This is a genomic window from bacterium (assembly GCA_021158245.1).
Taxonomy (GTDB): domain Bacteria; phylum Zhuqueibacterota; class QNDG01; order QNDG01; family QNDG01; genus QNDG01.
This window is the reverse complement of record JAGGVB010000115.1, coordinates 1-21,822: the sequence shown is the minus strand read 5'-3', so window position 1 is coordinate 21,822 and position 21,822 is coordinate 1. Positions and strand designations below refer to the sequence as shown.

The 21,822-nt window shown below is 36.4% G+C and carries 10 protein-coding genes; all 10 read left to right on the top strand.

Annotation, left to right across the window (positions count from 1 at the left end; translation table 11 throughout):
- The coding region (locus tag J7K93_06675; protein ID MCD6116679.1) for a carbohydrate binding domain-containing protein at positions 1–2,707 on the top strand (2,707 nt) is incomplete at its 5' end.
- Positions 2,708–2,745: 38 nt separating this feature from the next.
- A complete protein-coding gene (locus J7K93_06670; GenBank protein MCD6116678.1) occupies positions 2,746–4,980 on the top strand; it encodes a glycoside hydrolase family 3 C-terminal domain-containing protein in 2,235 nt (744 codons plus the stop codon).
- Between the two features lie 539 nt (positions 4,981–5,519).
- Positions 5,520–8,045, top strand: coding sequence for a T9SS type A sorting domain-containing protein (locus J7K93_06665; GenBank protein ID MCD6116677.1), 2,526 nt, complete (start codon positions 5,520–5,522; stop codon positions 8,043–8,045).
- Between the two features lie 177 nt (positions 8,046–8,222).
- A complete protein-coding gene (locus J7K93_06660) occupies positions 8,223–10,910 on the top strand; it encodes a TonB-dependent receptor (GenBank protein ID MCD6116676.1) in 2,688 nt (895 codons plus the stop codon).
- A gap of 127 nt (positions 10,911–11,037) precedes the next feature.
- Complete coding sequence (locus tag J7K93_06655) at positions 11,038–14,466, top strand: hypothetical protein (protein MCD6116675.1); 3,429 nt, start codon at positions 11,038–11,040, stop codon at positions 14,464–14,466.
- Between the two features lie 51 nt (positions 14,467–14,517).
- On the top strand, positions 14,518–15,588 hold the full coding sequence (locus J7K93_06650) for a PorV/PorQ family protein (GenBank protein ID MCD6116674.1): 1,071 nt from the start codon (positions 14,518–14,520) through the stop codon (positions 15,586–15,588).
- A 14-nt stretch (positions 15,589–15,602) separates the two neighbouring features.
- Complete coding sequence (locus J7K93_06645; GenBank protein MCD6116673.1) at positions 15,603–17,123, top strand: hypothetical protein; 1,521 nt, start codon at positions 15,603–15,605, stop codon at positions 17,121–17,123.
- A 55-nt stretch (positions 17,124–17,178) separates the two neighbouring features.
- Positions 17,179–18,969 (top strand): family 16 glycosylhydrolase, encoded by a 1,791-nt coding sequence (locus J7K93_06640; protein MCD6116672.1) that lies wholly within the window; start codon positions 17,179–17,181, stop codon positions 18,967–18,969.
- A gap of 10 nt (positions 18,970–18,979) precedes the next feature.
- Positions 18,980–19,843 (top strand): glycoside hydrolase family 16 protein, encoded by an 864-nt coding sequence (locus J7K93_06635; GenBank protein ID MCD6116671.1) that lies wholly within the window; start codon positions 18,980–18,982, stop codon positions 19,841–19,843.
- A 127-nt stretch (positions 19,844–19,970) separates the two neighbouring features.
- The coding region (locus tag J7K93_06630) for a hypothetical protein (GenBank protein ID MCD6116670.1) at positions 19,971–21,822 on the top strand (1,852 nt) is incomplete at its 3' end.

Genomic DNA, 21,822 nt, shown 5'->3' with positions numbered 1-21,822 from the left:
TGTGGCAGCACGCCTAAGGAAAATGGGATTCAATATGGTTCGATTCCATCACATGGATAATCCATGGGGGACCAGTATTTTTGAACATAACAGTGATACACGACACCTTGATCCCAATAATGAAGACAAATTTGAGTATTTATTGTTTCAATTGAAAAGGAATGGAGTGTATGCAGATATTAACCTGAATGTAAGCCGGACATTTCGTGAAGAAGATGGAGTGGATGGCGCAGACTCTATTTCCAATTTTGGCAAAGGAGTAACACTTTTTGATCCGCGACTTATTGATTTGCAAAAAGAGTATGCAGCCCAATTGTTGACTGAACCATCACCCTATACGGGATTAGCCTTGGTAAATGATCCTGTTATGGCATTAGTGGAAATTGTAAATGAAAATTCTCTTTACCGAATGTGGCGTGATGGCAAACTTAGGCCACTTAAAGAAGGAGGAGATCTATTAAGCAGGCATAGCAACATGCTGGATAGCCTGTGGCAGCAATATTTATTTGATAAATACGGCTCTACAGATTTTTTGAGATCAGTCTGGGGTGAGGGAGACAGCGCTTCGAGCAGCATAAACCAGATTTATGAAGGGAATTTTGAGAACAATCCACAATTAAATCGTTGGGCTCTTGAGGAGCATGAAGGGAGTAGTGCTGTTATGGGAGTAGAAGTAACTGACCCATACGAAGGAATTGTATCAGCCAAGATTACAGTTAAACAATCAGATGGTGTAAACTGGCATGTACAGTGGCAGCAAGCCGGACTTTCTATACAGAAGGATTCTCTTTATACAGTAAAATTTGCAGGAAAATCAACAGAAGAAAAATTTATTACAGTAAGTATAATGAAAAACAGTTCTCCCTGGACAAGTTATGTCTCATTTAAGTGTAAGTTTAAACCAAAGTGGCAGGTTTTTCAATTTAGTTTCAAGGCAACACTAAATATTGAAAATGATATCCGGTTATCCTTTTTTCTTGGTGAAAATACAGGAACCTATTTTTTTGATATAATATCATTAAATTCAACATCTGTTATGGGTCTTGAACCGGAAGAATCAATAGAGAATGGTAATGTTCGCAGGATATTGTACAGTGAGGCTGTTTCTTTCAGTAATGAGAGAGTTAAGGACATGAGCAGTTTTTACATAAAACTTCAGGATGACTTTTATGCAGAAATGTACAACTATCTTAAAAAACAACTTAAAGTAAAAGTTCCCATTGTGGGGACGAACTGGAATATAGGTCCGCCAGATTTGGCTGTTCAATCCAGGCTTGATTATATAGATAATCATGCTTATTGGGACCATCCGCAGTTTCCAAACGTACCCTGGTCTCAGACTGACTGGTTTATAAATAATACTGCCATGGTTGAATCAAAAAGCGGGGGTACTATACCCTGGCTTATGGGTGGAGTTGGTTATGCTGGTAAACCCTTTACTGTAAGTGAATACAATCATCCTTTTCCAAATCGTTATCAAACAGAAGGGGTGCTTTTTATTACTGCTTACAGTTCTTTTCATGATGTGGACGGTTTAATGTTTTTTGATTATTCCAGCGACACCAGTGATTGGGAGACAGACAAAATTGACAATTATTTTAGTATTCACCGTAATACTGCATTGATGAGCTTAATGGTTTCATGTGCTTCTGCTTTCCGGAAAAACATGATTAGATCTGCTGAGCAAACTATTCAATTGGCTTATGGAAAGGACGAAATACTTTTAATGCCTAAAAATGATACAGGTGGATGGTATGGAATAGACACATTCCCTCATGAGCTCGCTCTTGAGCACGGGGTTCGTATCACCTCTTTTCAAGAGAGTAAGAAGTTAGATTTGCAGGATTTGCCGCCTTCATCCGGAAGCCCATGGGTCAGCGATACAGGAGAGTTGATCTGGAATCCGGATTTAGGGTTATTTATGACAGAATCACCTCAGTTTATTGGAGTGACTGGTTTCCTTGACAGAAATCCTGGAATTGAATTAGATAATATGACTTTTAATTCTGCCACAGGTTTTGGAACAGTTACTTGGGTTTCTTTAACAGATGAACCATTATATAGCACAAAGAGATCTCTGTTAACGCTTTCTACGAAAATACAGAACAGTTTGATGCAATGGGATGGAATTAATACCATTCATGATAGTTGGGGACAGCCTCCCACAGCAGTGAAGCCAGAAATCTGGGAAATAGAATTTGAATTAGCTGCAGATTCACTATGCCTGTATCAGCTTGATGAAAAAGGTTTGAAAAAAGATAGTTCTAAAATCTACAAAAAAAATCAAGATAATAAATTCAAAATTACAATTAACCAGAATCTGGATCGTACTGTTTGGTATGGAATAGAAACATTTGGTGCAGGAAGCAATGTTGGTAATAGTACAAATAAATCAAATAATTCTGTTCTTACAATTCAGGGGATTTCACCAAATCCGGTTTTTTATAACAGCAGCAATCCTTTTACCTCTATCCGGTTCAGGCTTTCTAAAGCTGCATCTGTTAAAATGGAAGTTTATAATATACTTGGCCAGAGAATATATTCTTCTTCGGAAAATTATAATTCTTATGGTAAGCACAATGTTTTTTGGAATGGCCAGGATGATAACTGTAAATCTGTCAGAAGCGGATTGTATTTTATTGTGTTAACTGCAAAAACAAATGAAAATATAGAAAACAGGATATTAAAATGTTCTGTGATTAATTAACCATGTAGTAGGAGATAAAAATGAAGAAATTAAAATCTATGCAGCTTGTATTTTCTTATTTTGTGGTCTTGTTTAGCATAGGACAAACTTTTGGATATTCGGGGGGTGATATTAATAAACGTGTGCAATATCTCCTGTCCCGGATGACTATTGAAGAAAAAGTTGGACAGATGACCCAGATATCTCTTGAATTTGTTGCAAAAGGATATCCAAATGTGAGTGAACCATTAATGCTTGACTCTCTCAGGTTGCGAAAAGTATTGGTGGATTTTCATGTGGGTTCTTTGCTGAATGTTGGCACACATGCACATAGTGCTGAAAAATGGCAGGAAATAATAACTGAAATCCAGAATGTTGCTGTTAAAGAAACCAGGCTAAAAATTCCGGTTCTTTATGGAATAGATGCTATTCACGGTGCCAATTATACTAAAGGTGCAACCATCTTCCCTCAAAGTATTGCTATGGCAGCCACACGGAATAAGAGCCTCAATCGAAAAGAAGGAGAAATTACAGCTTATGAAGTGCGTGCTTCTGGAATACCATGGAATTTTAACCCTGTTCTTGGGGTTGGAAGACAGCCATTATGGCCTCGTTTGTGGGAAACTTATGGCGAGGATCCTTATTTGGCTTCTATATTAGGTTATCAATATATAAAAGGTCTACAAGGTGAAGGCAGTAATTTCCTGTCTAAAAATAAAGTTGCAGCTTGCATGAAACATTATCTTGGCTACAGTTTTCCCTTAAGTGGTAAGGATAGAACACCTGCGTGGATTCCTGAAAGAATGCTGCGGCAGTATTTTCTTCCACCTTTTCAATCTGCTGTAAAAGCTGAAGTTTATTCAGTAATGGTAAATTCTTCTGAAATTAATGGTATACCTGTACATGCAAGCTCATATTATCTTAGGAAATTATTGAGAGATGAAATGGGATTTAATGGATTTGTGGTTTCCGACTGGGCTGATATTCATAATCTTCACAATCGCGAGAAGGTGAGCAATAGTTATCGTGAAGCGATTAAACTTGCAGTCATGTCCGGTGTTGATATGAGTATGGTACCAGTCGATCTTGATTTTTGTAAGATATTAGTTGATTTAGTAAAGAAAGGTGAGGTCCCTATAGAACGCATTGATAAAGCAGTAAGCAGAATACTTAAAGTGAAATTTATGCTCGGATTATTTGAAAACCCCTTTCCTGATCCAGATATTATAGTAAAAGTAGGATGTGATAAATTCCGTCAGGTTAATAGACAGGCCGCCAGAGAAGCAATGACTTTACTGGAAAACAGAGATTCATTCTTACCATTGAATAAAAATTCCCGCTTGCTGGTTACAGGACCAAATGCAAATAAACTTTCAGTGTTAAATGGTGGCTGGACAATAACCTGGCAGGGGAACAATGAAGCGCTCTATCCTGAGGAAGAAAATACAATATTTGAAGCACTTGTAGAAAAATTTGGTGAAAATAATGTAAAATATGTTGATTCAGAAAAAAGCAGTTTAGATGAGATAGTAAAAACCGTTAAAAAATATGATGCAGTTATTCTCTGTCTTGGAGAGCAGCCTTATTGTGAAACTAATGGCAATATATCGGATTTAACTCTTGATTCAGATCAGACAGAACTTGCTATGAAACTGTATAAAACCGGAGTACCTGTTGTAATAGTGTTAGTAGAAGGGCGGCCTCGTATTATAAGAGATATAGAAAAGCATGCAAAGGCAATACTTATGGCATATTTACCTGGAATGGAAGGAGGAAATGCAGTTGCTGATGTGTTGGCAGGAGATTTTAATCCAAGTGGAAAACTGCCAATTACTTATCCTCGTTTCCCAAATGATCTTACATTATATGATTATAAGAATAGTGAGAATTCCAATGAATACTGTAGATATAATCCACAGTGGGAATTCGGTTATGGTTTGAGTTATACTACTTTCCGATTTTCAGATATTCATCTGAATAAGGTTGTTTTGCATAAGGGCGAGACACTTCAAATATCTGTCAAAGTAGAAAATATAGGGAAACGTAGTGGAATGGAAGTTGTTCAACTGTATGTTCAGGATTGTTACGCGTCAATAACACCTTCTAACAGAAGGCTGAAAAGATTTAAAAAAATAAGCCTTGAACCAGGTGAGATAAAAAAAGTTTCATTTGTACTGGATGAGAATGATTTAAGTTTTATTGGACAGAATAACAGACTTGTAGTTGAACCGGGGAAGTTTAAAGTTAAAATTAGTGATCTTGAAGCAGATTTTGATTATAAGTTAACAAAATAAATCTCAATATCATTATTAAAATAATAATGGGAGAAGATGTTTATTTTAATAATTTTTAAAAGTATTTTTTTGGGTTTGTTGGTGTAATTTTAATAAAAACAATGCTGGGGTTTATGTGGTATGTTTATTGCAATTTTAACTTTGCTATTATCTTAACCCAACAGATTTGAAAAAGGTAGAGAATGTTAAATTCAGTGGCCATTGCAGATATAATAATCGTACTGATTTGTTTTAGTGTTCTATTAATTATAAGTTTCAACTATTCAAGGAGAAGTAAAAACCGTAAAAAATGATTTCTTTGAGATTATTTTTAAAGTACATAAGTAAAAATTGGGATTTATATTTTTGAGGCTAATTAGTCCGCCTATTATAGTAGTATTTTCATTACTTATGGTTTGCACGGTTTTTAGTTTGCATTGTTTCTTTGAATAAAAACAGTAGGCTTTAAATGTGAAAAAATAAACCACTATTAAGGAGGGAGGTAAAAAAAACAAACTTATTTTTTAGGTGAACTTTTATATTTCAAAAAGGAGGCTATTATGAAGAGAGGGTTGATATTAGTTATGTTAATTATTGTAACGCTTCCTGCGTTACTTCTTGCTCAGCAAATGGTTATTAATAATTTTGATACTGCTACTGCAGATACAAATTACTGGGCATATTTTGCCAATCATGGGGGGCAGCACTATCAAACCAGTGATAACGCCGATTCTGCCAAAGGGTGGATAAAAATTAGTTATATTGATAACCCTTTGTATGAGGGTGCTGGTGCAATGAAGCTTGAGTGGTCTGCCCATAATAGTGAAAGTTGGGGAGGCTACACTAAACTTGAGCACTGGAATCCGGATTCATTAGGTGTGTATGACTGGTCAGCGTATGACTCGCTTGTGATTTGGTATTACAATGAAGTACCATCCTCTACACCGAGTACTGTTCATCTCAGGATAAACCTGCACGATGTAAGTAATTCTGAGAATGGTGCAAAAACTTATAGTGTTTTGGAATGTGAGTATTATTATTCATTCCATTATATTTTAGACAATCCTCCCGGATGGAATAGAATAAGTATTCCTCTAAAAGACGGGCGGAGCGATCCTACTCTTGATGAATGGGGCGGAGGTGCATTTAACCGCACAGGATGGTCCGGAATAGAAGGAAATGATCAGCTTGATCTTGATAAAATCAAAGGTTTTTCTTTTGAATTTTCTATTGGCGGAGCTGGTGAAGGGAATGCAGAAACTGGAACAATAATTCTGGATCATATGGCTCTTACCGGATATAAGGTACTCCCAATTGTTTTCTTTAACGGCAAAACACTGAGTTCAAAATTGAATGGCTTTACATGGGGTCAATCAACTTTTGAAATTGTGGAAGGAGAAGGAGCAACTGCCGGGACCAATGCTATGAAATGGGTTCAAGGCAACGAATGGGGTAATGGCTGGACAGGAATTGGATGGAATATTTCACCTGCTCTTAATATGACAAGTGCTTGGCGACAAGATTCTTTGAAATTCAAAATGAAAGTAGATACAGGTGTTGACACACTAGGATGGCAGTTTGAGAGTGGTTCTGATAAGGCAGGCTACAAATTTGACCCAATTGATGATGGTAACTGGCATCAATATTCTCTGGCTTTGTCGGATTTTTCAATTGTCGAAGGAGCTACTCTTGACACTTCAGCCATAGGTGTTCTGCAGATCATGGCTGAAGGAAACAGTGTTGCCGGAAATACCATTTATATTGATGATCTGTGGACAGGTAATCCAACTATAGATGTTGTTGCTCCTCCCCCTCCGACAGGTGTAAATGCCGTTGTTGCAACTTATTATAATTTGGTTATTTGGCAGGATGTTCCCGGAGAATCTGATGAGGTTTATAATGTATATGCCAGCAAGAATCCAATTACAGATGTAAGTGCAGAAGGAGTGGAGCTGATAGCAGCAAATGTTGGAGAGGATATTCAGACTGCAACTCATTGGCTTTACTACCCTCTTACTGATACAGAAGTTTCTTATTATTATGCAGTTACATGTACAGATGGATCAGGTAATACAAGTGAGCCAGGTACTACAGCAGGCCTTGTAACCAATACTGCAAAGGGAATACCTACAATATCACTAAATCCTCCTGCTGATTTTGCAGCAGATGGAGATCTTTCTGAATGGGATGCTTCAGGTATAGTGCCATTTACACTTACTCCAGAAGACAATAATGTTTTTGGAGATGTGGATGATTTCAATGATCTGAGTGCTAATATTTACATGGCAATTGATGACGATGCACTTTATGTTGCTGCTGATGTTATTGATGATGTTTATAACTTTGGTACTGGAGATTGGTGGAATCAGGATGCATTCCAGATGTTCCTCGGCCTCTATAATCAGGTTGGACCTACACATAAATCACTGAAAAGAGGAGAAGAGCCAGATTATGTCTTCTATGCAAATGAAGAAGGGTTTACTCGTGATTATGCAGGTATGGGAAAGCTCTGGCTGCCTGAGGACGAAAATTACTATTTTAGTGATTTAGGCGGAGCAGATTATGTTGTAGAGATTAAAATACCTCTCGATTCAATTCCTGCAGTAAATCCTGCTGATTCAAGGTTCCATCCTGTTCGTGGTATGAAAGTACCATTTGAACTCTACTTGCATGATAATGATGGAACATGGGAAGGTAATCTTGGTCTCTCACCAAATGCAACTGACCTTCAGTGGTCTTCTGTTCAGCAGTGGACATATACATGGATTGGTGATACAGCTGGTGTTGCTACTTCTGTTGAGAGAAATCCCGAACTTCGGCCTGCTGATTTTCAGCTTGTCCAGAATTATCCAAATCCTTTTAATCCAACAACAACTATTCAGTACAGGTTACCTATAAATAGTCGTGTAATATTGGATATTTACAATGTTCAGGGACGTAAAATAAAAACACTGGTAGATTCATATGTTACAGCTGGATCACACTCAGTTACATTCAACGCCTCTGATTTATCTTCAGGAGTTTATTTCTATAAGATAAAAGCAGGAGATTTTTCTGAGATTAAGAAAATGATTCTGATGAAGTAAAAAGATGTGTTACTTATGGTACGGCTTAAATAATTTTTTATGAGCCGTACCATAAAAAATGTATATTATTCTGCCCATAATAATACAAAGTGTTATAAATGGGAGTCGGGCGGTATAAGGAAGTATTTATTTAAATTAGATGAACGGCCTTATCATAAAATTGTAAAAGGAACTATTATGAAAGTGATTGGTCCGATTAAAACATTGCTAATTTTGTGCATTTTTTTACCAGAAGTACTTTTTGCACAGACAACGGGTAAAATTGTCGGGAAAGTAGTAGAGGCAAATTCCGGCGGAGGATTGATTGCGGCTAACGTAGCAATTGAAGGAACGAACAGAGGTGCAGCCACAGATAACAAAGGTGATTTCTACATCTTAAATGTTCCTCCGGGTAAGTATACTATAAGGGTCATGTATATTGGGTATAAGACTAAACGGATTGAGAATGTAAGGGTTTCTGTAAACAGAACTTCCTATTTGAGAATTGAGATGGAAGGGAGCGCGGTATTGGGGCAAACCATTGTGATTCAAGCAGATAAAGTCAGTCTGAAAAAAGATCAGACAAGTTCGATAAGAAATGTTTCGAGCGAACAATTAAAACTAATGCCAGTGGAAGATATAAGTGGTGCCATTAGCATGCAGGCGGGTGTGGTTGATGGACATTTTCGTGGAGGCCGTTTAAGTGAAGTAGCCTATATGATTGATGGTATTCCTGTAACAGAATCATTTGGAGGTAGCGGAAGATCGGTGGACTTGGAGCCGGAAGCAGTTGCAGACCTGGAAGTGATAACAGGTACTTTCAATGCTGAATATGGTCAGGCGATGAGTGGTATCGTTAATGCAGTAACAAAAGGTGGCAGCAAAAAATTTACTGGCAGAGTATCCACTCAGTTAGGTAATTATTTTACGCCTCATAAGGACATTTTTATAGGTTTGCGTGACAGCGAACTGAACAGAAATCAAGATTATAAGTTCAACTTAAGCGGGCCTATATGGAAGGATAAACTTGCATTCTTTACTAATGTGCGATATCAGGATAAGAAAAATCATTTAAATGGAATAAGACGTTTTAATCCATGGGATTACAGTAATTATGAATCAGTAGATCCTTCAATGTGGTACACTGAACATACAGGCGATAACAGCTATGTTCCCATGAATAGAAGTAAAAACTTATCGATAATGGGAAAATTAAATGCTCAGCCTTTTACAGGTTTAAGATTAGCACTTCTTACAACATACAATAAAGATAACTGGCACAGTTACGACCATAGTTTTAAGTACAATCCGGACGGGACAGCTTCAACTCACAGAGAATCAAAGATGATTGCTCTTGAAGTTAATCATCTTCTAAGTAGAAGGACATTTTATGAACTGAAACTTTCAGCTATGCGACATTATCATGGTTGGTATTTATATAAAAATCCTTTAGACTCTGCTTATGTTCATGATAAATATTTACGGAATACAGGCCCCAATTTTTTTACAGGAGGGCAGCAAAAAGGACATGATGAGAGAGTTAAATGGGAATATACAGCCAAGTTTGATATAAGTTGCCAGGTTACTAAAAATCACAATATTAAGACAGGCGTTCATATTACACAACATGATCTTGATAATAGGTATTACTCCATAAGAAATAAATATTATGGTACCCAATGGGAAAACGATCTTTATGAACCTGAGATATTACCTGATACGTCGATTTATTCCGATGTTTACAGAGTAAAGCCATTTGAGTTTGCTGCATATATCCAGGATAAAATGGAATTTGATGAAATGGTAATAAATTTTGGTGTGCGTTATGAATATTTTGATCCGAAAACTGTATATCCTTCTCAGAGAAGGAATCCTGCAAATCAGCTGAATTTCCCCGATAATCCAGAAAAAATGTCTCAGTATTTACCTGCTGACCCAAAAGTTCAGCTCAGTCCGAGGCTTGGACTTGCTTACCAGCTGGGGAAAACTGCACTCTTAAGATTTAGTTATGGACATTTTCGTAAAATGCCTCCACTTTATGCAATGTATCAAAATCATGCTTTTCGTGTGGCACCTACAGATTATGCAACAACAATGGGTAATGCTCAAATCAAAGCAGAAAAAACTATTCAGTATGAAGTGGGCTTGTGGCAGCAGATAATGAAAGGTATGGGACTTGAAGTTGCACTTTATTATCGTGATATTTATGATTTGCTCAGTGCAAAAGTAATTACTACATTTAACCAAATTGAGTACGGCCTTTATTCAAATAAAGATTATGGTAATGCAAAAGGTATTGAACTTAAATATGATTATGTTTCAGGCCCTGTGTCTGTATATCTTAATTATACACTTCAATACACAAGAGGGAATGCTGATAACCCATTACAGACATTTACAAGAGCAGGTAATAGTATGGACCCTGTACCACGGCTTATACCTATGAGTTGGGACCAGCGTCATACCTTGAACCTCACTATGGGATATAATACAAAAGATTATGGATTGACTTTAACTGGTTATTTTAATAGCGGGTCCCCTTATACGTGGACACCAGTAAGTGAAAGTACTTTATCAAGAGTAAATCTTTATCCTAACAATGCGTCGCGGCCTGCGCGCCTGAGTGTTGATTTAACTGGATATTATAATATAACTGTATTTGGGCCGTTTAAAGCAAAATTGTTGTTAAATGTATATAACCTGTTTGACAGGCTTAATGAAGTGTGGGTAAATTCAGAAACAGGACGGGCATATACAGCTATTATTAGGGATACTGATTTAGCTGCACATCATAGTGATTTTAATGAATATGAAGATATTATTCATAATCCATCAATGTATTCAGCTCCTCGCCTTATTAAATTTGGAATGGAAATAGTATTTTGATAAATAATATGAGAGAGCAATGGTTGCTATTGATTTTATAAGACATAATGGACAGAAAAAGAAATCCTTAAATTGTCGTAATTTATGAACGGTAAAAGTGAGGCCTTTTAGCATGAATAACTGGAAGATAATATTAGTAATAGTTTTGGTAAGTCTTTTTACAGCAGTATCACAACTTTGGAGTCAGGGTAAAGTATATGAAGGCCCGGATGACCCTGCTGGTGATATTGCTGCTGAAAGAGAAGGTTATATGACTGGAAACAGAGTATATCTTTATTTTCAAAATACTACTGAACTGGCAAAATGGGTTTCAGGAGTGGTGGGATCACAATGGTCCAGATGGCCCAATAATGAAGAGGGTGTCAGAATGCTTGATGGTATTGCTCTTTTAGTTGGTGCATGTGTTTATATTAAAAATGATACAGTACCTGTTACTGATATTACAGAGATACAAAACAGTACTGGTCTTGATACTCTGTATTTTCTTCAGACAAGTTACAGAGAAGAGATGGATACTGATCCCACAGGGACTATAGAGTGGGGATTTTACCCTGTTTTTGGATATTCTAATGAAAACAGTGAATATCCTGCAATGAGTAATCATCCGAGTACATGGCCGGTTGCTGGCTGGCCTGCTGCTGGAGACCAGCTTGTATGGCCCGGTGAATGGAACGGGCGGTTTGGTCGTGGAAAGATTGGTGCTGACCTGGAAACTTATTTTGTAGTAAATGATGCTCAAGATCAGGAGTATTTGGGTCCTGAAGACAGAGTTAAATATTTTCCGCGTCCCGGAGTATATATAGGCGACAAGCGTCCAGATGTGACAATTCAGAAGGGTAAACCATGGGGTGGTTTGGGCTTGAGAGTTGAACAGAGAGGGTTCCAGTGGAATAATCCACAGGCTCGTGACTGTATTTTCTGGGAGTATATAATAGCCAATATTTCTGATTATGATCTACCACAAGTCGCTTTTGGTTACTGGGTAGATAATGGAATTGGTGGTGAGAGAGATGATGAGCTGGGCTTTTTTGACCGAAAAATTGACATGGCCTATTCTTGGGATGTCGATGGTATAGGTCAGGGAGGGTTAACACCTGGAACAATGGGCTTTGCCTATCTGGAGAGTCCAGGTATTTCATGGGATAATATTGACAATGACCAGGATGGATTAATAGACGAAAAGAGAGACAATGATGCAACTAAACTGGTAGGTCCCACTGATGGAATTTATGATATTGCTGCTTTTTTGGAAACTTACAATTTAAAAATGGAAGACCTCCGTGATCATTGGGATGCTGATGAAGATCAGGATTGGGATGATGGCGTAGATGCAAACGGTGACGGCGTATATCAGATAACTGAAGATGCAGGAGATGATGTCGGCATTGACGGAGTCGGACCGGCTGAACTTAACTACACAGGGCCAGATGAGGGTGAGTGCAATCACAAACCTGACAGAAGAGAGGGAGACAGTGAGCCTGATTTTGCTGAGACGGATGTTTCTGAATCTGATATGGTTGGATTAACAAGCTTTCAGCTTTTTCCTGTACCAAGCCATTCCTCTGAGTACCATTGGTTCAGAGGGGACCAATCTATGTGGGAATTGATGGACAGCGATACCTTGGTTGAGTATCTCGGAAACATTTCTAATCTTATTGAAACATTTGCTTCCGGACCCTTCCCTCTGTTTCAAGGCAGAACTGAGCGAATTTCCATGGCAGAGCTTCATTCCTTTGATCCATTATCTGGTCTTAATTCAGATAAGCACAGTGCACCGGCTTTGTTTGAAGCAAAAAGGATAGTCCAGGTTATTTATGAAAGCGATTACCGCTTTGCAAAACCGCCGGAAATGCCGACCCTTGAAGCAACAGCAGGAGATGGTAAGGTTGTGCTGACATGGGATGATAAAGCAGATACCAGAACCCGTGATCCTTTTTTAGGTAACATAAATGATTTTGAAGGATATAAACTGTTTAAGGCAACTGATAAACGTATGTCTGATGCAGAGGTGATTACTGACGGATACGGTACTCCGATGATGAAAAATCCGATTTTTCAATGTGATGTAATTGATGGGAAAAAAGGTTTTACTGATTTTGGAATGGTTAATGGAATTGGTTATTACCTTGGTGGGGATAATGGGATCACTCACTATTTTATTGATAATGAAGTACAAAATGGCAGGACCTATTATTATGCTCTGATTGCTTATGACTATGGCGCTCCAGATATCGGACCTGGTATAGCTCCTTCCGAAAATAGTATATATATTGATTTGGATGAAAGCGAAAATGTTCGTTCAATAGGGCCTAATGTTCAGATTGTAACACCTCATCAAACTGCTGCGGGATATATTTCACCTGACCTGCAGAATGATGAAAATAATATTACTTTTGGAGCAGGTACAGTGGAACCTGAAATTCTGGCACAGGCTAGCCTTCAGGCAAACCACCAATATAAAGTAAATTTTACTATTGATACTCTATATACTGTAAAGGATTATGATTACGGCTTTTTGTACGTTACAAATGGATTTAAAGTTTTTGATGTTACTGATGGAAACAATGTTGTTTATCAGGAATCGCCTGATAGGTTTGCATTCGAGAATATAATATATAATGATTCTTTAAATACCAGTTATTTAAAAAGCGGGAGTATAATACATACAGATATCTTTAACGGAATAAGATTGAATATATATCAACCTCTTGATTTTCCTGAATATGACAGAGAAAACTCTGGTTGGGTTACAGGCAGTGCACCAATTGAAATTATCCCGACTTCTCAGGAATCTAAATATTTCGCATGGGATTATGATATTGTTTTCACAAATAATGATTCCGCATATACTGGACGAGTGAAAATAAAAACTATGCGTGATGAGTATAATAAGAGAATAAGCCGTTCTGCATTAATAACAGAGAATAAATTTTCTTTTTATGTGATTAATAAATCATTTCCATACGAGAACGGCTATGAAATGATGGACCTTGTAGTGCATGATGTTAATGGTGATGGTAAGTTCACATATGGAGAAGATAAAGTGTTGGTAGGACCTGTTACTGAAACAGGCCGCTGGGCAGGAACTGCTTTTATCATAGATTTCCCAAGCAGTGAAGATCTGCCTCAACCAGGCGATATTTACAGGGTGACATTTAAACGACCGTTTTTTGACCAGGATAATTTTATTTTTACTGTTAATACCAATGAAGGAATAGATGAAGAAGCTCTATCTGAAAAAATGGGTGAAATTAAAGTGGTACCAAATCCATATATAGCAACAAATTCCATGGAACCTGCAGTTGGTAACTGGAAACTGAATCAGCGCAGACGGCTTATGTTTACTAATATTCCGGCACAATGTACAATTAAAATATTTACGATCAGTGGGGTGCTGGTTGATGAAATTGATGTTAATAATTCTGCAGATAACGGTATTGTCCATTGGGATTTATTAACTAATGAGGGGCTTGAAGTAGCCGCTGGTATGTATCTTTACTATGTTAAAGCAAGTACAGGTGAAGAGCATGTAGGGAAATTTGCTATTATAAAATAAGAAAGCAGGTAATTTAAAACGAGAAGTAATTTTATAAGAGAGGCAATAGATATGACTGTGAGATTAAACAGCACACTCTTGATACTGAGTATTATTGTTATTACAGTATCTGTTAATGTAGTTCAGGCACAGGAACCTTATAGACAGGGTACAACTGCAGCAAATTTTTTGGAAATTGGATTCGGGAGTGCAGGCACTGCAATGGGGGATGCTTATGTCAGCATGGCAAATGATATATCCTCTGTATTCTGGAATCCTGCCGGACTGGGCTTTATGAACAGAGGAGAGGCAGAATTCAATTATCAACCCATAATTTTAGATATAAACGCTATAGCTTTTGCTGCAGGCATGCCCTTAGAAAATGTTGGTTCTTTTGCTATTAATTATATTCAGATGGATTACGGACGCAATGAAGTAACAACGATGGAAATGCAGGACGGCACAGGGGAGTTGTTTAATGCGACAGAATTTGCCATTGGTTTTTCATTTGCCAGAAACCTTGCTCAGTGGTTTTCCTTTGGTGCTACTGCAAAATATATATCATCACAGATTTGGCAGACATCTGCAAATGCTTTTGCCATTGATCTGGGAGTAATTATTCAAACAGAATTTTTTTCCCGTACAGGTAAGAGAGGTGACGGGATGAATATTGGTATGAGTATTTCCAATTTTGGGACAAAAATGCGGTATATGGGAGATAAACTTTTAAATCCTATTGATATACTTCCAGATGAAGCAGGAAATTATCAGAGTGTTCCTGGAATGTTTAAGACAGAAGGATGGGAACTGCCCCTTCTGTTTCGTGTAGGTGTTTCAGTTAATCCCATTGTAACAGAAAAAAGCAGGTTCAGTGTTTCTCTTGATGCAGTTCATCCAAACAACAACAGTGAATCAGTAAATGTGGGGGGACAATATAAGATAACAATGCCTACAGGTTGGTCGTTTTTTCTACGGGGGGGCTATAAGGCTTTATTTATGGTGCATTCAGAGTACGGTTTTTCATTTGGGGGTGGATTTGTTATGAATATGATGCATGGTAAAGGATTAAAAATTGAGTACTCATACAGAGAGCTTGGCATACTGGGAAATATTCAGACATATAATATAGGCCTAATGTTCTAAAAAGAGATTGTATCATGAACCTGAAGAATATGAGAGCAGATAAATATTGGGTGTTAGTCTTAATTATACTTAATGTTTTTATTTTATCATGCCAGAGAGAAAATACCGATCAACCTTCTGAAAGAATACTAGCACGGGTCGGAGATAAAACTATATCAGTTAATGAGTTTATTCGCCGGGCTGAATATACAATAAGGCCGATTTACTGTAGAAAGGATAATTACATACACCGGAAAATTGTTCTTAATTCTCTGATTGCTGAAAAGTTGCTTGCACTGGAAGCAGGGGATGATAATAAGCTAGTAAAAGCCCGCTATTTTCAGGATTATTTAAAAGGTCGTCAAGAACAATCCATGAGGCAATGGTTTTTTTATCATAATTTCTTTCAGAGAGTAAAGCTTTCTCCGCAAAAAATTAATGAAAGAATGAAGTTAGTGGGTAGAAAGTACGATATTTCTTATTTTTCTGTTTCTGATCCTTATGTTGCTCATAAAATTTCTAAAACTATGCATGACACAGTTGATTTTAAAATAAAATTCAATGAATTAAGCAATGGAGCAGATCTTCCAAGAAGGTTTGTTAAGTGGAATAATCTTGAGACCAGGGAAGTAATTAATGCACTGTACAGTGGTTCCCCCCAAAAAGGAGATATTATTGGCACGTTAAAACAGGATACTAACTATATTTTTATAAAGATTAATGGCTGGACAGAACGGGTTTATCTTTCGGAAAGCACTAAAAAGCAACTTTGGAAGGATGTAAAAGAACAAATGCAACATGAGGTAGCGGAAGAAAAGTATGTAAAATTTGTAAAAGGATTAATGAAAAGGAAAAAGTTAAGGTTTAATACTGAAACGTTTAAAACTTTGGTGCCAATACTTGCAGATAACTATTTAAAATCACAGGAAGAAAAAAAAGCTGCTTTCAATAACCGGTTCTGGAAAAAGGAATCGTACCAAAAGGACCTTGACAATCATAGTTCAAGTCTTAAAGACATTATTGATCAGCCGTTATTCACTGTAGATGGTCAGACCTGGACAGTAAGGCAGTTTGAACTTGCACTTGTACCACATCCGTTGGTTTTCAGGAAATATAATATTCCTAAATCAGAATTTGCCGAACAATTGAAATTTGCAATTGCAGATTTAATAAGGGATCAATTTATAACTCAGGAAGCCTATAAACACGGATATGAAAATGTAAATGCTGTTAAAAGGAATGTGAGTATGTGGAGGGATAATCTTTTGGCAATATATAAAAGAAACAGCTGGCTTAAATCAAATAATAAAGAAGATGAATTTGAATCAAATATAATAAAAACTATTGAGAAAGATTTAAATCCTTATATTCGTAGTCTTATGAAAAAATATAATAATGAAATTGAAATAGACACTGATTTATTTGAGAAGATAAAACTCAGCGGGATTAACAGTTTTATGACACAGCGTAATATGCCCTTTAAAATCATGGTACCTTCTTTCCCAGTGATTACCAATCTAAACAAACTTGATTATGGCAGAAAAATGCAACATTGAATCCAGTTTTGTTTTTCACATTTCCAAATTACAAATTTAAGGAATGCTGGCAGATATGAGATACAAATATATTATATTAATTGTTTTTATATCAACTATAACAGTTTATGCAAAAAATTACAAAGGTGCCGAGTTACGTACAAAGCAGGCATACCTTTATGGAAGATTCGAAGTAAGATACAAAGCTTCATGGGGAAGCGGGCAGACTTCAACATTTTTTACGTACAATGATGATTACCCAAATACTCCCTGGAATGAGATTGATATTGAAATACTTGGAAGGTATGATGATGATGTTCAGTTTAATACAATTACTAATTACCAAACTAATCATCTTAGGCATCAATTTGTAAATTTTAATCCAGGGTTGGATTTCCATACCTATGGAATTGAATGGACACCTTCATATGTGGCATGGTTTATTGATGGTATTGAAGTATATCGTCAAACAGGAGAACACATATCTTTATTGAAGTATCCTCAAAAAATCATGATGAATATATGGAATCCTGCATATTCGGACTGGGTAGGCGAGTTTGATGATCGTACCTTGCCGTTTTTTGCTTATTATGATTTTGTAAGCTACAGCTCATATACTCCTGGCCAAGGTAATTGTGGTACTGGTAATAATTTTATTCTTCAGTGGACTGATGAATTCGACAGTTTTAACAACAGTAGGTGGCAGAAGGCTACACATACATGGAACGGTAATAATTCGGATTTTATTCAGGAAAACTGCTTGTTTAAAGATGGTAAAATGATATTATGTCTTACAGATAATTATAATACTGGTTATACGGATAAGAATCCTCCTGTAGTAATGTGGGCAATAGCAGCGGATGACAGTGTTATTGTGCGTTTTTCAGAGGATGTAACGGAACCAAGTGCAGAAAATCTTTTAAACTATGTTGTTCCGGGTGCTCAGGTACAGAGTGCTCGGTTGTTAAGGGATCAACGTACTGTTGTATTACGTGTTAACGGTATGGAAAAAAACACTACTTACAATCTTGTATGCCTGGGAGTTAAGGATCAAATGGAAAATCCCAATAAGCTCCAGGGTCAAAATATTCCTATTACCAGTATGCCAACCATTCAGTTCCCTTTTAAAATTAATGTTGGATCTAATAAATATAATGATTACAAAAATGATCAAGCCTGGGACTACCAGAAAAATTATGGTTATGAAGACGGTATTTCACATGGTACGACACAATCAGTATCAGGTACAGATGAGGATCAGATATACCGGAGCTGGCTGCAGGGGTTGGCAGCTTACAGAATTCGGGTGCCTAATGGTGTTTATAATATAAAGATGCTTTTTTCAGAAAACATATTTGAAAATTCGGGCCTTCGATGTTTTGATGTCTATATTGAAAATGTACTGGTCATAGAAAATCTTGATATATTTAAGGAAGTCGGAAAACATGCCGCTCACATAGAAGGAATTAATAATGTTTCTGTTAATGACGGAATTATAGATGTCCATTTTAGTGCAGTCGTAAACGAACCTGTTTTATCGGGTTTAATCATTGAGCAGGTATCAACGGGAATTGTTGAAAAAGAGTCTGGAATAAAAGAATTTTTATTAAAGGCAAATTATCCAAACCCTTTTAACAATAAAACAGTTATTCCAATTGTTTTAAATGATTACGGATTTGTTTCCTTAAAAATATTTAATCTAAACGGCAGAATGATTTATAGCTCCGGTATGGAAAGGCGGCAACCTGGTCCGTATGAATTCGTCTGGGAATATAACGGAGTTTCAGGAATTTATGTATATAGACTTGATTTTGTGACAAAAAATGGTTTATTTTCATATGGTAGAAAGATGCTTTATATTAAGTAGAGAGAATGTTTTGAAAGTAGATGTAAAAAGGATAATTTGGATAACCATAGTTTTTATTGCCAATCTTTATCTATTTATTAATTGTAGTAAAAAAGTCAGCAATCCGGAGAATAGTCAGAGTATAGAAACGCCACCAGGATATGTATTGGTATGGAATGATGAGTTTAATGGTTCAACAATTAATCCTGAGAAATGGGAACACGAAGTTAATGCTTCAGGTGGTGGTAATAACGAATTACAGTATTATACTGACCGTGTAGAAAATTCATATGTTGATAACGGTTTCTTGATTATACAGGCATTAATGGAAAAATATACAGGAGAAGAAGGTACAAGAGAGTTTACATCTGCAAGATTGAGGACAATTCATAAAGGAGACTGGAAATACGGAAGATTTGAAGTTTGTGCAAAATTACCTTTTGGTCAGGGTATATGGCCTGCAATATGGATGATGCCTACAGATAATGTTTACGGTGGATGGGCTGCAAGCGGTGAGATTGACATTATGGAGCTTCTTGGTCAGGAGCCAGATAAAATATATGGAACAATACATTACGGTGGAAAATATCCGCGTAACAAGCATAGTGGTTCGTTCTATAAATATCCTGAATCTTTTAGTGATGGTTTTCATGTTTTTTCAATAGAATGGGATACAACTGAGATAAGATGGTACGTTGATGATATTCAATATGCAGTTCAGACAGAGTGGTATTCAGAAAATGGTGAGTATCCTGCACCTTTTGACCAGCGATTTTACCTGATAATTAATGTGGCTGTAGGCGGTAACTGGCCAGGAGATCCTGATACTTATACACAGTTTCCTCAAAAAATGATAGTTGATTATGTTCGGGTTTTTCAAAAGAAAGTTTATTGATTTATTTTTTAGGAACAGAACTAACCAAAATCTTTCTGAAGCATTTTTTACAGGTCTTAAAAATAAATTAATAATAAATTAGATTTCCCCAATAAACGATAAAGAGCTTTATTGTTAAGTTTACAATATGGAAAATATTATTGTGTCAATATATTTTAGAAAAATATTCATTATTACCTATTGTGTTGTTTTCAGCCTTATTAACTGTCGAGCGCAGGGCTTAGAAATAAAAAATGGCTGGTATTACATTAATGGGGATAAGTTTTTTATTAAAGGGATTGGCTATGAGACACATACAAGACCCGGACAGGTGCCGTGGGTTTACGAATTTGACGCTGATATTATAAAATTTGACCTTAATAGAATAAAAGAAGCAGGATTTAATACTATACGTACATGGGGCGCATTAAGTGAGGAAGAATTACAATTAGTGGAACAATCTGGTTTAAAGGTTCTGTTCGGGATCTGGATTGATCCAGCAGGTGATTTTGGGGATGAGACTTTTGTTCAGTCTGCTCTGAATCATGTTTCGAGTGTTTTATCATATTCTAAGAAATACTCATGTATTTTAGGGTATTTAATAATGAATGAACCTCAGGTTAATAGTATCTATAATTCAGGTGCAGAAAACCTTATTTCTTTATGGAAGTCAATTATAGAGATAATTAATGCTGAGCATCCTGGCGTACCTGTTTCATTTTCAAACTCAATGGTTGGGGACTATATAGGAATGGATATTTTTAATTTTGCAGCATATAATGCGTATATATACAATCCTGTGACATTAAGTAAATCAAGTGGTTATAGAGGATTTCTTCAATGGTTGAAAGATCGAAGGTCACCAGATAAACCATTTATTATCACTGAATATGGGTTATCTGTTTCACCGGGTGTATCATTAACAGAATATGGTTATGGCAAAAACACTGTTAATCAGCAGAAAGAAGGAGACTTGTTAATGTATCGTCAGTTGATTGACGCTGATGCTCAAGGTGGGTGTGTTTTTCAATATCATGACGGTTGGTGGAAAGGCGGTAATGAATTTATTCATGATCCAAATCCTGAGGAATGGTTTGGATTAATTGGATTTACAAGCAAATTTGATAAAACCGGTGAAACAAGGCCTGCATGGGGAGGATTTAAAAGATATAATAAAGCGATAATAACCAATCCAAAAAATGAGCATATTTATCAAGAAAAAATTCCCCTTGAAATTTATTCATCTGAAGATGTATTCTTTTTTAAAATATTTATTGAAGATAGTGTTGTTTTTGAGAAAATATTAGATGGCAATTATTTTTCAGAAAATTTAAGCCTGACATTTGAAGACAGTATTAAAGATGTTTTGTTAAATTTTCGTTTTTTTAATTCAAATAACGATACTCTCAAATCAGAAGTCATATCTATCTTATATACAAAAAATATGATAGAGCTCCCGAAGCTAAAATTTGAGATTTTACCAGGGGAGCTTCTTCCGGATGCACGGAATTATATGAACATTCATGTGGTAAAGGATTCATTATTTCTAATTAACGATAATAAGATTGATTATGCTTTTCATCCTCATTTAGGTTTTGACCCAGGGCAGGCAAAATCAAAAGTAATGGAATTTCGTGAGGGAATTTGGGATTATCTCGATTTTTTTGAAATTCCAGAGGATACAAAAGTAGCCACTTTTAGCGCTGGTTTTACTATAACTTATGGACAATTTCAAAAAAGGATCTGTACACAAAAAATATTACTCTGGGGAGATTGGGCAGAACCAATTGCAGCATCAGAATTGATTACGGGTGTTAACCATTTTAGTAATGATTCCATAAAGGAAAAATTGTCTATAAAATTGTTTCCGGCATATCCGAATCCTTTTAATCAAAGTACAACAATCAAGTATTTTATCCCGTCAGGAAAGATAATAAAAGAACCTGCCAGCCTTAAAATATATAATATTCTTGGTCAAGAATTGACCGTTATTGAAAATT